The following is a 15,606-nucleotide window of genomic DNA, read 5'->3' as shown; positions in this document are numbered from 1 at the left end:
TGGTTTGTAGCTTTTATTACCTGAAAATGATGCAATTTAAATGACGATTAGCTTAGCACTTTTACTATTCAATTACCCTTAGATGTCACACCAATTTCCCAATTTAAATTGCTGTATCGTCGCCAGCCTAAATTTAAATAAAATTTTCTTACCAAACTTTACTCATATTCAAAAAAAACCCAGGCAATACCGACTCGCCGCTTACAGTGGCAGGATTATCTAAACATTCCTCTGACAATCCAGGACGATAAATATAGACTTTATGCTGCTTACGGTCAATCAACCAGCCTAACTGTATTCCTGGCTCATTCATATATTCTTCCATTTTTTCTTTCAAAGTCTGGAGGTTGTCGCTGGGAGATTTGAGTTCAACTACAAAATCTGGACAAATAGGTACAAACTTTTCTTGTTGTTTTGGAGACAGAGAATTCCACCGTTCTAGCTTAATCCAAGAAGCATCTGGCGATCTGTTTGCACCTGTTGATAGTTTAAATCCAGTACTAGAGTCAAAAGTTATACCTGTACTATCTTGTTCCGACCACACCCACAATTGTCCAAAGATGTTGCCTCCACGGTTGCCTGTTGTACCACCTATAGGCGGTATAATTGATATCTCTCCAAATTTATTTCGCTCAATGCGTAAGTCTCGATTCATCTGACAGAAATCAAAAAATTGTTCGTCTGTCATTTGCATTGATGACGGAATTTGCAAAACCAAAGGAGATGAAAACATCGGGATTTCCTCCAGGTTCGGATGCCTAGCCCACTGACTATATTCTCACCCAAATAAACAAAGACGCAAAGTTATATCTTTGCGTCTTTGCTTTTTATCCGAAATCATTCTCAGATTTACTTGTTAGGCTGAGGAGTCATCCGCAAATAGGGTTTGATTTCCTCGTAACCTTTGGGGAATTTCTCTTTGAGTACTTCTGGATCTTTGAGTGAGGGGACAATTACAACATCCTCTCCATCTTTCCAGTCAGCTGGTGTCGCCACGCTGTAATTATCAGTCAATTGCAGAGAATCAATTACCCGCAAAAGTTCATCAAAGTTGCGTCCGGTGCTGGGAGGATAGGTGAAACTTAGGCGGAGTTTTTTATTGGGGTCAATCACGAACACCGATCGCACTGTCACTGACGCATTAGCATTGGGGTGGATCATGTCGTAAAGCTCAGAAACTTTGCGATCTGCATCCGCCAAAATTGGGTAGTTAAGGGTGGTGCTTTGAGTTTCTTCAATGTCTCCCACCCAGCCTTTGTGAGATTCTACGTCATCAACGCTGAGTGCGATCGCTTTGACATTGCGCTTGTCAAATTCTGGTTTTAGCTTGGCAACTGTGCCAAGTTCTGTTGTACAAACAGGTGTAAAATCAGCAGGGTGAGAGAACAGCACAACCCAGCTGTCACCTGCCCATTGGTAAAAATCGATGTCGCCGTGTGTTGAGGCTTGCGTAAAGTTGGGTACTGTGTCACCTAGACGGAGAGCCATGTGAGATTCCCTGTAGTTAGAAAGGCATATATATTCTAGTATGTCATCATGACATAAAACCCCGATTTCCCAATCGGACTTTAGCAGTTTGAAACAAAATTTTAGGTTGTCAGCGCTCTCAGATCAGTGATTAAAAGGAGGTAAAAACTATTGACTAAAGTACACATATATGCTTTAGTTTATTATCTTTTCCCTATAGGTTTTTATTTACATAGAAGATTGCAAATATCAGGGTGATAGCTAACTATAAGCTATTGCACGTCTGGCTTATTGAGTTACAACATTTCCACATTATTGCAAAATTCCGATAATTTTTCTTCGCATCGATGCAATATTATGAGAAATTTATAAGCTATGACAAATTTAATTGTCACAAAACAAGTAATGAGAATAAAGATTAAAAATATATTTATTATTTTTTAATTTTGAATTAATGATGATAGTAATCCTTTTGGTTATTGGTGTTATCCTTAGCACAACTGCAAGTTTTGTTTTTGGACTTCCTTGGTTGATGCCGATTTTAGGTACTGCTGTTCCCTATCCCATTTTCTTGTTACAAATACGTCGTCAACAATATAAAAGTGCTTTTTGGTGGATGTTACTGTGGGGAGTGTTGCAGAGTATTGCTGTAATTGTAGCAACTGCGATCGCACCAGAAACAGCAGCAAAAGTCATCCTTCGTGGACAGTCATACACTACAGAGATGTTTCACTGGATTCGCACGGGAGAAGGTATGGAAGGTTCACTCAATTTATTTTTACCAAACCATTTATTGCACTACGGGATTTTTTGTATTCTCTGCGTTGCCACTATTAGTAGCGTGGCATTAATATTCGGTACTTGGATGCTGAACTACATGAATTTTTATGTTGCAGAATTAGTGAAAGTTAGTGCTAAACCTTGGTTAGCAGCTATTTTAGGCTGGTATCCGTGGTCAATTTTGCGGATAATCGGGTTTATCGCTACTGGGGTGGCTTTAGCTGCATTAGGATTAAATTTATTAACTCGCATCAGAGGCGAAGTTTCGAAGTCTCCCTTTCCGAAAACTTATATGTTAATTGGAATTGGTTTTGTAATTGCGGATATCGTTGTCAAAGCAATTCTCGCACCTATTTGGCAAAAATTGCTGTTGTCTGCGTTGGGTTAAATTGCCAGAATTTTTTGGTAGGCTTGGATTGTTTGCCTTGCGATCGCATCCCAGCTAAAATTTTCTAAGGCGTACTTTTGGGCATTTAATCCTCGGCGTTGGCGTTCTGCGGGATTTTCCAAAGCCTCTTGCAGTAACTCTAACAGTGCTTGGACATCTGTTGCGCCTACCCAACCCGACTCACTATCACGTATTTGTTGACAAATATGCACTTGGTCAGAAATGACTACGGGTACACCTGCAACCATCGCTTCAGCTACAGCAATCCCAAAATTTTCGTAGTAAGAAGGCAAGACAAATAAATCAGCAGCTTGTAGTAAACTGACTTTGAGTTCACCAGTGACAAAGCCTGTAATTGTAGCGTGCGATCGCAGTGGTGAATTTTGAATTTGGGATATTATCTTTTGTTCGTAATCTGGATCTTGAGGATTAGTACCAGCTAAGACAAAATGAAACTTATAACCAACCGCTAACAGCTTCTCTAGCGCCGGAATCAACAAATTTAACCCTTTTTTGGGGTCAATTCGTGACATAAACAGCACCAAAGGCACATCCTTTGGTATTTCTAGCTGATTACATACATTTTTAATAGACGATTGACGGGGAATCACACCCAAGGGAATCACCAAATCTGGTGTAGATACTCCAAATCTTTCTGATATTTTAGCTTCTTGCTCGCTAGTAAAATGAATAGCTGCCGCACCAGCTAAATTTTGGCGTTCTATAATTGCAACATAAAGCTGTTTTAATTGCTTTTTCTTCTGTAAATCAGCCGGATCGAGAGTACCCAAAGGGCGGAAAATATAAGGTAGTTTTTTCTGACGACACACAATAGCAGCAGCGCTAATTATTGGGGAGAATAGAGCATGGATATGTGCTATGTCAAACTCGTGAGCATGAAGTTTTAGCCAGTTTAATAAATCTAGAGAAAATTTGTAGCGGCGAAACGGCGCACAACGAAAGTAAATTATTTCATAACCATCTTGTTTAATTGGACGATTTAAAGGAACATCTAAAGGTGTTTGACCATTATCGCCATTACTATCAGTTGTGATAATTGTAACTTCTACTCCCTCTTTTACTAACGCTGGAGCTAGCCCTAGTACCATTTGACTCGGCCCACCGTAAATTAGAGAAATTGAGGGAACAATTTGTAATATTTTCATTTTTTTGTCATTTGTCATTTATCTTTTATCCTTTATTCTTCACTAATGACCAATGACTACTGACTAATGACCAACTCTTGATAAAACTCTAATTGCTGTTTAGCCAAAGCTTTATTGGTATATTGAATCATTGCTTTTTGATAACCCATTTCACCGAGAGTATGAGCAAAATTTGGTTTATCCATTAATTGAACTAAGCAATTAGCCAGAGCTTGAACATCACCTTCAGGAAATACTAAGCCAGCATCGCCAATAACATAGGGAATTTCCCCAGAATCAGAACCAATCACAGGAACTTGGCAAGCCATCGCTTCAATTAGCACATGACCAAATTGCTCTTTCCAACCAGTAGAAGTTAAGGTTTTAAACTTGTAAGTTGTTTCTGAAGGTAATACTAAAGTACTCATTAAATTGATATAACTTGCAACCTCATCATGAGGAACACTTTCGATTAAAATTAACCGTTCTTTAATATTGTTTTCTGCTGCGATTTTGAGTAATTCACTTTGCAACTCTCCTCGCCCCAGTAGTAGTAATTTCCAAGGTTTATTTTTCAATACAATTAAGGCTTGCAAAAGCGTTAATAAACCCTTTTCTTGGACAAATCGCCCTACAAAACCTACCACAAAATCCTCTTTTTCAATGCCCAACTTTGCTGCTAACTCTGGTTGAGCTTTGGGAGTAAATAAACTTTCATCTACGCCCAGTTGCGGCATGACTTTAATTGCTTCTTTATATCCCCTCTGTCGCAAAACTTCTGCTCCATCCTGATTGCCAGAAATAATGCCGTGGCTGTGGTTGAGGTTATATTTTTCTAATAAAGAAATTGGTAGTTTCAGTTGGTAAGGAAGATTCCACCAAGTAAAAAACACATTTTTTGCCTTGAGTCCTAATAGCTGATTTAAGGCAATCATCTGAGTATAAGCCAAAGCTCTAGAACCTTGTTCAACTTGGATGATTTGCGGGCGAAATTGTTTTAATAAAGATATCAAATCAGCGCCAAAAGTAAGAAGCCCCTGATGATTTTGACTAAAATTAGAAACTGGAACTATTCTAAATTTGCCTTCATCACGGTATTCAGTTTCAATAATTCTGTTTTGTACACCGCCTGGTTTCCAACGCTTTGGCACTACAACTGTCACTTCAATGTCAGGTTCTAGCTGAGATAAAGCGCGTAATTTCTCACAGTTGAGGTCTACGATATAAGTATGACTAGCAACTAAGATTTTCATTGATATTTATTAATTATTATTCACCAATTCCCAATTCCCAATTCCCAATAACTAAACTTGTTTATCCAATCGACTGTAAATTTGACCATCATTCCATAGTGATTGGATGACAGTACCCAAGGCTTTGAAAAAACCCAAAATGTAGAAAATACCGCGAGTGGCAATTTTGATGGGGGAACCACTTTTATGGCAAGGTGGTCGTCCCAGAACATGACAGTCAAATAAACGACCGTATAGGCGTAAAGCTTGAGTCGCAGTCAGGTTTTTCAGCCCTAGTAGGAAATGGTTGTGATAAAAGGTGAGTTGATATTTTAGCGATCGCATACTAATATCATGACAACCCCCTGTTTCTTCGCCTAAATGCACCAAATGGGCTTCTGGGTCGTACCAAATCTTATACCCCGTCTGTCTCACCCGCAAACAAAAATCTGACTCTTCGCGCACTGCACTACCGCGAAACCTCTCATCAAACCTCAATCCGTACTTAGTAAATATTTCGCGGCGAAATGACATATTACAACCCCTGGCTGTCAGTACTTGCTGAGGTTTGGTGGTATGTACTAAATCAATATGATACCAAGCAATTCCTGGGTCCATAGCTTCGGGAGGCAGATATTCAATCTGTAAATCTCCTCCAGAATCACCTAATTTCATTCTGTCAAACACCCGTCCGGCGACAGCCCCCACTTCTGGATTTTGCAAATAATTTTTCGCATGGGCTGCTAACAATTCTGGGGTTAGCTGAACATCATCATCAATAAATAATATTATTTCACCACAAGACCGTCGCACAGCATAATTTCGCGCTCCTGGTAAACTTGCCCAATCTAATCGCAACCATTTAATTTTACCTACATCTGCCATCTCTTCTAGGTAGGCTTGAATTTCTGGCTGGTGCGTTGGAGTTTGGTCTATTACTAAAACTTCAAAATTGGGATAATCCTGTTTCAGGACATCTACAATGCTATCTCGTAAAGCTTCCTCTCTACCATAAGTCGGGATAACTACAGAAATTAAAGGATAATTATCCATGATTTTTATTAAGTAATTTTTCTATTTTGATAATAACCTGATAAAAATTAATTTTCATTAACTTTACTAAGCTACTGTTGCCTTAATTTACAGTCAGTCAATAACCGAATAACTGATTAAGATTGCTTTTAATTTTTTATATTCCCACCGCCGCAGCCGCATAGAGATTATCAAATAACTCATTTTGCTTTTCGGAGTTATGTACAAGTTGCGCTTGAGCTAATGCTCCTGCACTTAAAAATTCGTAATGTTCTCGTTTATCACTTCTATCAAGAAATTGCATGATTTGTTGCAATGCTTGTTCTGCTAAATAGTCATAAGTGCTATCGACAATCTCCCAATATTCATCAGTTTTAGTTTTCTCTCCATGTAGCCAATTGCTCCAGTGCCTAATTTCATTAATTGGCAACTCTAAAATATAGCCATTTTCACCATTACGAACAAACTCTGGTAAGGCGCATACATTTGTCGTAATTGCAGGAGTTGCAACAGAAAAACCTTCGATGATACTAAAGCCATAAGTATCATGTAATGTCGCCATTAATTGAAAATGACTTTGCGATAATAACTCAATAACTTTGTCATTAGGAATATTTCTATGAAAGACAACGTTATTTAATTTAAGTAACTTTAAATCCTCTACATATTTACTGCGATCGGGGAAATCAGTTGGAACTCCTGAACCATGTTCCAGTCCCGATATTATATGTACAGTAATGGGCAAACCTAGTTTTTCAGCTTTTTGGGCTAGTCTTAAAGCAACAACTCCGCCTTTACGGGCAATGTGATTTCCAATAAATACAAGCTGGAGATTTTGCTGTTCCTGATAAAGTTTCGATTGCTTAACTTTTATTGGGAAGTTGGGATGAATAACATCCACTTTCTTACTTACTTTTTCTTCTATTTCCCAACCTTCTATCCGCTTGATTAATCTCAACTTGGCATAATCAGAAATTGCAATAATTTTTTGACAATTGTCTAGTGCTAATCGATTATTTAATAATTCATAAATTGCTGCTTCAACTTGATTATGAGGATTTCTATATAAAATACGATGATCCTCAAAAGTAAGAAACCAAGGTTTATTTGTATATAAAATTCTGTTGAAAGAATGAATTGCTTGGTATCTTTGCCATACAGGTTGCCAAGCCATAAAACTGGCTAAAGGATACCAAATTTTTTCTATAGGATATCTGCCTGCGGGGAAAGGCTTGGGGTAGATGAGTGTATGCCGAGAATTTCGAGGTAAGTTGGGAATGCTGAGGTGTTTTTGACCTCCTATGATAACTTTTGCCATTTTTATTTCATTTAAATTGTTTTTAGACGTTTTCTCTTGTTTTTTTGCTCAGGATCGGCATCTTCCTTATCTTGTTTCTCTAGTTCTGGCAGTTTAAAAAGAACTCCCGCAAAAAACCAATAATAGACAGCAACCGGGTCAACATCTAGAGGATAGTAGTAGGTGTTGTAGCTAATAAACAATATAAACACCCATAAAGCTGCTCCGTAACTGCGGAAATTACGGTTCTTTATGGAGCGATAGGTTTTAAAGCCCATAATTGTTAAACTTGTTACCAAACCCAAAAAAGCCAGTACTCCAATAATTCCAACTTCAAAAAGGACTTTGGGGTAGTAGGTTTCTACCAGTTTAGTTTTACCCATTGCGCGGGCAGAGTTAGTTGCTCGACCTAAGCCACTTCCTAACGGCCCATCTACATTTTTCCAATTCTCTTCAAATTGCTGGACGATAAAATCTTGAGGTGGTGAAGCGTCCCAGCGACTGGTAAAACTCTCGGTTCTCTCTTGGACGACGGTAGGGTTACTTACCATCACAATTCCTAAAACTATAGCCAGTCCTATACCTATGGGGATAAATTTTTTAAGGTTGCCAATTTGACCAGTCAGCAATAGCAAAATCCCGAAGCATATTGGTACTAAGGCTAAGGCAATTCTTTGTCCAGAAATTACAGCATTGATAAAGACTGTCACTAAAGAACCTAAACCGACTATCCGCCAAATAAAAGAGGGATCGGTGAAGCCGGTGGCAAAGGTAAAAAAGGTGCTGGAAATTAAGAACCACGCCCATTGCCAAGGGGCTACAAATGTTCCTGGCAGACGAATTACCCCTTCTTCGGGACTATATAAAAGCGCTCCACCAAAATAACACCGGGCTTCTAATGATGTGACAAATAGGGCATTTCCTTCAAGACCTCTAGTGCCTTGACATATACCAGTTAGTAGTAAGAGGTATTGGATACATCCCAACACACAACAAAACAGTATGAGAACAATTTGGAGGCGCGATAAAAAGAGAAAATCCCGCTTATCCCGAATTAGATAGTAAGCACAACCAATTAGAGGGACATAGCCTAAAAATACTTTTAGCCCCAAAATTCCCATACCTAAAGGTATTTCTTTCTCTACTTTTTCTAATAGTCCGACGCTAGGCGGGTTAAACTGCTGTCCACCATTGACAAATAATAGTGTTAGTACACTGCAAGCCAAAACGATATAAAGCGGAATTTTAATGCCTTGGGGAATAATTAAAGGTAATCCCTGCTTTCGACAAGTTTGCCAAAGTCCAATTAGCGCTGGAACATAAAAGGCATCTTTAGCTAATTGGAGTATGGGACTACTGCCTAAATAGTAGGTGATAGTACCCCCAATAGGTACGTAAATGATGAAGGCATATAGCGCTTGGCGTGGGTATTTGTAAGAAAGGGACATGATGATTATCCCTAAAACACCGGGGACTGCTGCTTTAATTCCACCTACGAAAAAAAGCACAACGCCAACGAATAAACCGCCAAAAATGGCGGTGGTGAGTAAACTAATGAGTTCTTTACGTGCTAGGGCTGCTTTGCGTTTTTGGGCTAACTGTTCTTTGAGACTAAGAGTAGAAGTTTCCTTAGAAGTCTGCTTTTTCGATTTTTTAGATGTCTTGGATTTTGACTTTATTTTCGGCATAGTAGCGCTGTAGCCTATCAGCATCAAAGTAATACATTATACTTGACAAATTTTTTGAGATTGCTGTAAGTTGTACAATCCAAATTCGTCCTTAACTGATTGATTTAATAATTTGCGATTAAAAATGTTAAATTTTAATCTTTTGGAATTATCAAAAAGGTTTTCTCCTGTGTCTAGGATATAAACTGCTCCTAGAAATGGTAATGATTTAATAGCTTTTCCTTTATTCTCTAAAATATCCCTAACTTTGCCGTGATCTATATAATATCTATAGTATCCGTAGCCACGATTATACTCTGCGCTTTCGGGCAAATAGTTCAGATCGTAGCGAATAATGTTACAACTACCGCACATTTTATAAAAATTCCTTCTTTTAATATATACATATTTACTACCTTCCTGATATTTATAACCTTTGTTAATAACCCATCCATCCGAATCAGGATGTTGTTGAATAAATTGGGCTAATTTTTTGCTGACACAATCATCAGCATCAATTGCCATAGTGTGAGTTGGAGAAAATTGTTGAGCATAAATCAATCCTTTCAGGATTTTACGCCCTTTATCTGTGTCTCCTTTCGCTACAGGGTTAGTCTCGTTGGGAGGAGAAAAATCAACTGTAACGTATGTAATATGAGAATGATTGAATTCTATTTTTGGCTTTTCGTGACAAACAACAATAACGTGAAAGTTAGGTGAGGTTTGATTGCAAACTGATTTAATGCATCTTTCAAATAATTGGGTAACACGTTCCCAGGAATTGGAAACTTTTGCACTTTTAAGTGGGATAACAAAAACAAGCATGATATTATTTTTAGATCAAGTATAGGAATCTGCTTTGAGTTTTCAAGTTAATTCGCTTAAGAGGCAATAGTAAAAGAAGCATTTTTGAGTATTGCTAAGTTTGTTCAAAAATCAAATATGAGTTTTATAGGAAAGAATCTCGAAGTAAATAATAACACGTTCAGACTGATGTGATGACGTGGTGAGTTTTATGATAATTAATTAATCGGACATTATATAACAATATAAATACAAATGTCACAGCTTCTACAGATAACCAAGGCTGGTTAATTTGTAGAAGCTGTGACGGAAAATTGGCGTTTGTTAAAAGCTGAGATAATAGCTAAGTTAGTCCATCAGATGTTGCTGGACTTTTGAAACTAATTCATTTGTCCAGTAGTTGGTAAGTTCGGCATTGGCGGCTTCTACCATGACTCTGATTACTGGTTCTGTACCAGAGGCGCGAACCAAGATTCTACCAGAATCACCCATTGCCGCTTCGGCAAGGGCGATCGCTTGTTGTACTGGTTCGCAATCTTGCCACCCCAAACGGCGATCGCGATCTACAACTCGCACGTTCCGCAATATTTGCGGATATGTCTGGAAGCTTTGATCTACTAATTCTGCTAGGGAAACACCCGCTTCTTTCACCAAAGCTGCTATATGCAAGGCTGTTAATAAGCCATCTCCAGTTACAGCATAATGACGGCAAAGAATATGACCTGATTGTTCGCCGCCTAACATTGCCCCAGTTCGCTGCATTTCGGCTTGTACGTATTGATCGCCGACTGCGGTACGAATTAATTTACCACCAATTTGTTGCCAAGCTTTTTCAAAGCCCAAGTTGGCCATGACTGTAGATACAATCAGGTTATCTGGTAGTTGTTGTTTTTTTTGTAAATGCCGTCCCCACAGGTAGAGAATATAATCGCCGTTCACTTGCCTGCCAGTATTGTCTACTGCTAAGACGCGATCGGCATCGCCATCGAAGGCAAAGCCGATATCGGCGTTGTGTTCTTGGACTGTGGCGGCAAGAATATCTAAATGAGTGGAACCGCAGTTAACATTAATGCGATCGCCATCTGCTTCGTTATGCAAGCAGATCACCTCTGCCCCCATTTCTGTAAATACTGATGGCGCTAACCCGACTGCTGCACCCCACGCCAAATCTAAAACAATCTTCATTCCCTGAAGATTGAGGGCACTGTTTAAAGGTTTTTTTAACGCCTCGCCATAATGTCCCACTAACTCAAAACGTGAGTAATGCCGTCCGCAATTACTAACTTTAGCAATGGGTGATATTTTCCCACGCAGCCCCGCTTCTATTTCTGCCTGTAATATTTGCGGTAACTTGCCACCATTTCCAGCAAAAACCTTAATTCCATTATCCTCTGGGGGATTGTGGCTAGCAGAAATCATTACTCCACCGATCGCATCACTGATGCTGGTGAGATAGGCAATGCAAGGAGTGGGACATAATCCCAAATACCAAACTTCTAATCCTGCTGCTGTTAACCCTGCACTCAAAGCCATTGCTAGCATATCGCTGGAGTTTCTAGAGTCCTGTCCGAGAATGACTGGCCCTATTTGAGTAGCATGGTTACGTAAAACAATCCCCGTCCAAAAACCAACTTGTAAAGCTAAGGGCGCACTCAGCAATTCTCCGACTCGCCCGCGAATCCCATCGGTACCAAATAAAGGATTTGCCGGTAGTGGGATTAAATTCAGTCCAAAACTGCTTTCGATCCCTTTGCCCAATCCTTCAGCTTCGGAAGGAGAATCTCCAGGAATGCCTGGTATCCGAGTTATAGATGAAACCATATATTTAAACACTCCACACAATCACACTGAAAAATAGCACTTAAGACTTTATTCAGCAATTTTGACATGCTTTTTCTCTTTAGAAATTCATTCTAAATTCAGCCATTTTTACGTAATTATACTGAATTACAGGCTTTAGAATTGTAAATATTTCATGAAGCCAGTATTGGTTTTTACATTATTAGTAAAGTCTCCACATTTTAGCTAATTATTCCTTTTATGCCATGCACTTTAGTCTTGATTTTTATCTATATTTAGTTCACATTTTGCAATGCTATTAACAAGAAATAGAATGTAAGGAATATTACCTAGATTTCATCATGAATATTTTTTAGGAAAACTAAGAATGAAAGCGAAAGTTAGCTTATAACAACAGAAAATCAAAACATCGGAATGTAAAGTTATATTACCGTAGTTTTATTGCTGTGTAAAAAACTACAAAATTATCACAGCTTAAAAAATTTTAATATAAATTCTCATCAAATAGTTTTAAGGTAACGTTTTAATGGCTTTTTTAGCCGTTAGTGAATTAAAACTCCGGCAGTTAACTTTTTAAAGTTGAGAAATTTAGCATGAGCAGCAATTTAGCAACCAAATTACGTGTAGGCACTAAGAAAGCCCACACAATGGCAGAAAATGTAGGTTTTGTCAAGTGCTTTTTAAAAGGAGTAGTCGAAAAAAACTCTTACCGGAAACTAGTTGCTAACTTCTACTTCGTCTACTCAGCGATGGAAGAAGAAATGGAAAAGCATCGCCAGCACCCAATTCTTTCTAAAATCAACTTTCCCCAGCTAAACCGCAAGTATACCTTAGAGCAAGACCTGAGTTATTACTTTGGTGCTAACTGGAGAGAGCAAATCAAACTATCTCCCGCAGGTGAAGCTTATGTAAAGCGCATCCGAGAAATCTCTGCCACAGAACCGGAACTGTTAATCGCTCATTCATATACTCGTTACTTGGGCGACTTATCTGGGGGACAAATTCTCAAAAACATTGCTGTAACGGCGATGAATTTGTCTGATGGGCAAGGAACAGCTTTTTATGAGTTTCCAGAAATTCCTGATGAGAAGGGATTTAAAGCGAAATATCGCCAAATTCTGGATGAATTACCCCTTGACGATGCGGCAACCGATCGCATTGTTGATGAAGCAAACGCCGCCTTTGGCACGAACATGAAGATGTTCCAAGAATTGGAAGGCAATTTGATTAAAGCGATCGGTGTAATGGTGTTCAACAGCATTACACGGCGACGGACACGTGGTAGTACTGAACTCGTTACTGCTGAGTAACGGTATTGACATTGCGGAGTATGGTGTGTGGAGTCTAAGTCCAGACAGCCTGATGCAAGATAATTTACAGGTATTTCTGGAACAAGAGCGATTAACGCTCAAATATTTAGGGGCAATAGCCCTGTGACTGTTTTCTATTTGTGAAAGCAAGCATGGGGAGATTGCCCCTCAATTGTGATTAAAGGAGTGAGGAGCCATTCCAATACTTTTCGGATAAACCCAACAATCTCTCTTTTGATCTGGGGAAAGGTTAAAGGGGAAGGGGTAAAGGGTTTGAATTTACCTTTACCCCTTCCCCTTTAACCCTTAACCGAAAAGTATTGGGAGTCATTCAATTTTAGATTTAGTTTTTAAGGTTTTCTTTCAATCCGCAATTGAAAATTAGGTAGTTTCTGGGCGCTCTTCATCCTAAACTGGATATTGCTGTGCGATCGCTATCTTCATCTTGTAGCGGTAAATCATATCTATCATACAGAACTTTTATATGTCGGCTAAATTGCTCCTCGACAAAATAGCTGCTAGAAAATTCACTTGCAAAAAAACTTGATGAAAGCGATAATCTAGATTTAGTAGATTGTAAACAAGCCTTAAAAAATAATCATCGATCTAGAAATCTACATCAAATAGTGAAATCCCATATTTTCCTTCCAACCTCCGATTTAAAGTTTTTAGTAACCAAGACCATTGAGGTTTGAGGGTGGGATCAATACGGTTCCCAAATACAGGATTAAAAAGTTGATTTACTTGAGTTGTTCTCACATCAATCACTTTATTTAGTAAATCTGCTGCCTTGATTGGAGATGAATTAAATCAATAGTTAGCAACTACTAAATCATGTAAATAAGCAACTACAATTTTAGGGTTTTCTTTAATGAACTGTGAGCGGCAAACAATTCCTCTGATTGATGTAATTTTTAAACTAAACTACTTGTTTGAGATAAATGCAGCTTTCTCCCTCAGTTTAAATCGCGAAGGACGTTAGAATAATTCGTAATTCGTAATTTAATTATTAACTACGAATTCCAAAATCTGCATTTTTATCTCAAGCAGAGGCACAGAGAAAAATAGTAAAAGTGCGAGCTAAATAAATGCAAATGGGAACATCTCTGCGTGAAAAAAAATTATTTTTCAATCAGCAACGCCAAAAATTTTAACGTTGCTGATATCATTTCTTTGTAAGACTGTGCCAAATTTTATTAGCGTCTTTCTTTGTGTCTACACAAGTAGATTAAAATATTTTTTTCTTTTTGAATCTCAACTAAATATTTTTTATATTGCACTAATAATCTATAGCTTTATCAAAATTAATTTGATTTAAACTTGTCTTTTTAGTTAAAATGTGCAATCATATTTCTATTAGTACGGTAGTTATATCAAAACACTGTAGATTAAAAATTTTCCAGCCAAACTTATAGTTGCTCCTCACAGAACGTTAGCAGGAGAAGTTGCAAGATATGCAATTAATCGAAACTGAAGAATCTCAAAATTATCTTGATTTAGCTAAGTCTTTAGCAAAAGAATTTGCCGAAACTGCTGTAGAGCGGGATGCTCAAGGGGGAACACCAAAACATGAACGCGATCGCTTGCGCCAAAGCAACTTACTGAAACTGATCGTACCCACAGAATACGATGGTTTAGGGCAAAGCTGGATTACTGTTCTGCAAATTACCCGCGAGTTTGCCAAAGTTGATAGCTCTATTGCTCACGTTTTTTCTTACCACCATCTAGGTGTCGTTATTCCTCATATCTTTGGTTCAGCACAACAAAAACAGCGATATTACTCAGAAACTATTCACAACAATTGGTTTTGGTGCAATGCCCTCAACCCTTTAGATAAAAGAACTACTCTGACACCAGAAAATGATTATTTCCGTCTCAACGGCATTAAAAGCTTTTGCTCTGGCTCTCAAGACTCGGATATATTGCCGATTACTGCCACTCATCAAGAAACTGGTGAATTGAATATTCTGGTAATTCCCACCCAACGGCAAGGCGTTACAGTTCATGATGATTGGGATAATATGGGGCAACGCCAAACAGACAGTGGTAGTGTTACTTTTGAAAATGTGTTGGTATACCCTGAAGAAATTATTGGTAGTAGAGACAAAGCCAATCAACCCTTCAATACTATTCGCGCCTGCTTAACTCAATTGAATCTTGCTAATATCTACCTGGGAATTGCACAGGGAGCATTTGAAGCGGCTAAAACATATACTTCCACTAATACCAAACCTTGGCTGACATCAGGTGTAGAGAGTGCAACCCAAGATCCTTACATCCTTCAGCACTATGGCAAAATCTGGGTTGATCTCCAAGCAGCCATGTATCTTACTGAGCAGGCGGGAGAATTACTACAAGCAGCTTGGGAGCGGGAATGGTCACTGACTGGCGAACAACGGGCAGAATGTGCGCTCTTAGTTGCTACTGCCAAAGTCTTCGCAACTAAAGTTGGTTTAGACATTACCAACCGAATATTTGAAGTTATGGGCGCACGCGCTACTAGTGCCAAATATGGCTTTGACCGTTATTGGCGTAATCTCCGCACATTCACTCTGCACGATCCTGTAGATTACAAAATCCAAGAGATCGGAAAGTGGGCATTAAATGATGAACTGCCAAAACCCAACTTTTATTCATAGTTACAGGGATTGTTTCATCAAGCTAAAGGCGCTTATGTTGCCCAC

At 38.7% G+C, this 15,606-nt stretch carries 13 protein-coding genes; 4 read left to right on the top strand and 9 right to left on the bottom strand.

Features of this window, described 5'->3' with window-relative positions:
* Positions 1-148 precede the first annotated feature (148 nt).
* On the bottom strand, positions 149-733 hold the full coding sequence (locus IQ274_RS07905; RefSeq protein ID WP_194141894.1) for a Uma2 family endonuclease: 585 nt from the start codon (positions 731-733) through the stop codon (positions 149-151).
* A gap of 116 nt (positions 734-849) precedes the next feature.
* Positions 850-1,488, bottom strand: coding sequence for a peroxiredoxin (locus IQ274_RS07900; RefSeq protein WP_100900226.1), 639 nt, complete (start codon positions 1,486-1,488; stop codon positions 850-852).
* A gap of 433 nt (positions 1,489-1,921) precedes the next feature.
* Between IQ274_RS07900 and IQ274_RS07895 the strand changes: the two genes are divergently transcribed.
* Positions 1,922-2,635: a hypothetical protein gene (locus IQ274_RS07895; RefSeq protein WP_194141893.1), complete on the top strand. Its 714-nt coding sequence runs from the start codon at positions 1,922-1,924 to the stop codon at positions 2,633-2,635.
* On the opposite strand, the gene hpsP is transcribed toward IQ274_RS07895, so the two are convergent.
* The 7 genes from hpsP to glmM all read right to left on the bottom strand — a co-directional run bounded on the left by hpsP (position 2,632) and on the right by glmM (position 11,633).
* The gene (gene hpsP / locus IQ274_RS07890) at positions 2,632-3,801 is read right to left on the bottom strand and encodes a hormogonium polysaccharide biosynthesis glycosyltransferase HpsP (protein ID WP_194141968.1); all 1,170 of its coding nucleotides are present in this window, start codon (positions 3,799-3,801) and stop codon (positions 2,632-2,634) included. The genes IQ274_RS07895 and hpsP overlap by 4 nt on opposite strands.
* Positions 3,802-3,857: 56 nt before the next feature.
* On the bottom strand, positions 3,858-5,033 hold the full coding sequence (hpsO, locus tag IQ274_RS07885) for a hormogonium polysaccharide biosynthesis glycosyltransferase HpsO (RefSeq protein WP_194141892.1): 1,176 nt from the start codon (positions 5,031-5,033) through the stop codon (positions 3,858-3,860).
* 51 nt (positions 5,034-5,084) lie between these two features.
* Complete coding sequence (gene hpsN, locus IQ274_RS07880; RefSeq protein WP_163933155.1) at positions 5,085-6,065, bottom strand: hormogonium polysaccharide biosynthesis glycosyltransferase HpsN; 981 nt, start codon at positions 6,063-6,065, stop codon at positions 5,085-5,087.
* Positions 6,066-6,201: 136 nt separating this feature from the next.
* Entirely contained in the window at positions 6,202-7,362 is a 1,161-nt protein-coding gene (locus IQ274_RS07875; protein ID WP_163933158.1) for a glycosyltransferase family 4 protein, read from the bottom strand.
* A gap of 11 nt (positions 7,363-7,373) precedes the next feature.
* Positions 7,374-9,029, bottom strand: a complete 1,656-nt coding sequence (hpsL, locus tag IQ274_RS07870; RefSeq protein WP_194141891.1) for a hormogonium polysaccharide biosynthesis protein HpsL — start codon at positions 9,027-9,029, stop codon at positions 7,374-7,376.
* A 36-nt stretch (positions 9,030-9,065) separates the two neighbouring features.
* The gene (locus IQ274_RS07865) at positions 9,066-9,833 is read right to left on the bottom strand and encodes a glycosyltransferase family A protein (protein ID WP_194141890.1); all 768 of its coding nucleotides are present in this window, start codon (positions 9,831-9,833) and stop codon (positions 9,066-9,068) included.
* Positions 9,834-10,160: 327 nt separating this feature from the next.
* On the bottom strand, positions 10,161-11,633 hold the full coding sequence (gene glmM / locus IQ274_RS07860) for a phosphoglucosamine mutase (RefSeq protein WP_194141889.1): 1,473 nt from the start codon (positions 11,631-11,633) through the stop codon (positions 10,161-10,163).
* A 572-nt stretch (positions 11,634-12,205) separates the two neighbouring features.
* Here glmM and IQ274_RS07855 point away from each other — a divergent pair.
* From IQ274_RS07855 to IQ274_RS07845, 3 genes are all read left to right on the top strand, one after another.
* Positions 12,206-12,922, top strand: coding sequence for a heme oxygenase (biliverdin-producing) (locus IQ274_RS07855; RefSeq protein ID WP_194141888.1), 717 nt, complete (start codon positions 12,206-12,208; stop codon positions 12,920-12,922).
* Positions 12,891-13,049: a hypothetical protein gene (locus IQ274_RS07850; RefSeq protein WP_163933173.1), complete on the top strand. Its 159-nt coding sequence runs from the start codon at positions 12,891-12,893 to the stop codon at positions 13,047-13,049. The genes IQ274_RS07855 and IQ274_RS07850 overlap by 32 nt, the downstream gene beginning before the upstream one ends.
* A 1,327-nt stretch (positions 13,050-14,376) precedes the next feature.
* Positions 14,377-15,561 carry an acyl-CoA dehydrogenase family protein gene (locus IQ274_RS07845; protein WP_194141887.1) on the top strand — a complete coding sequence of 395 codons (1,185 nt, stop codon included), beginning with the start codon at positions 14,377-14,379 and terminating at the stop codon, positions 15,559-15,561.
* The last annotated feature ends 45 nt before the right edge of the window (positions 15,562-15,606 follow it).

The organism is Nostoc sp. LEGE 12447 (assembly GCF_015206985.1).
In the GTDB taxonomy this organism is placed as follows: domain Bacteria; phylum Cyanobacteriota; class Cyanobacteriia; order Cyanobacteriales; family Nostocaceae; genus Nostoc.
The sequence above is the reverse complement of the archived record's forward strand: the minus strand, read 5'-3'. Positions and strand labels throughout refer to the sequence as shown.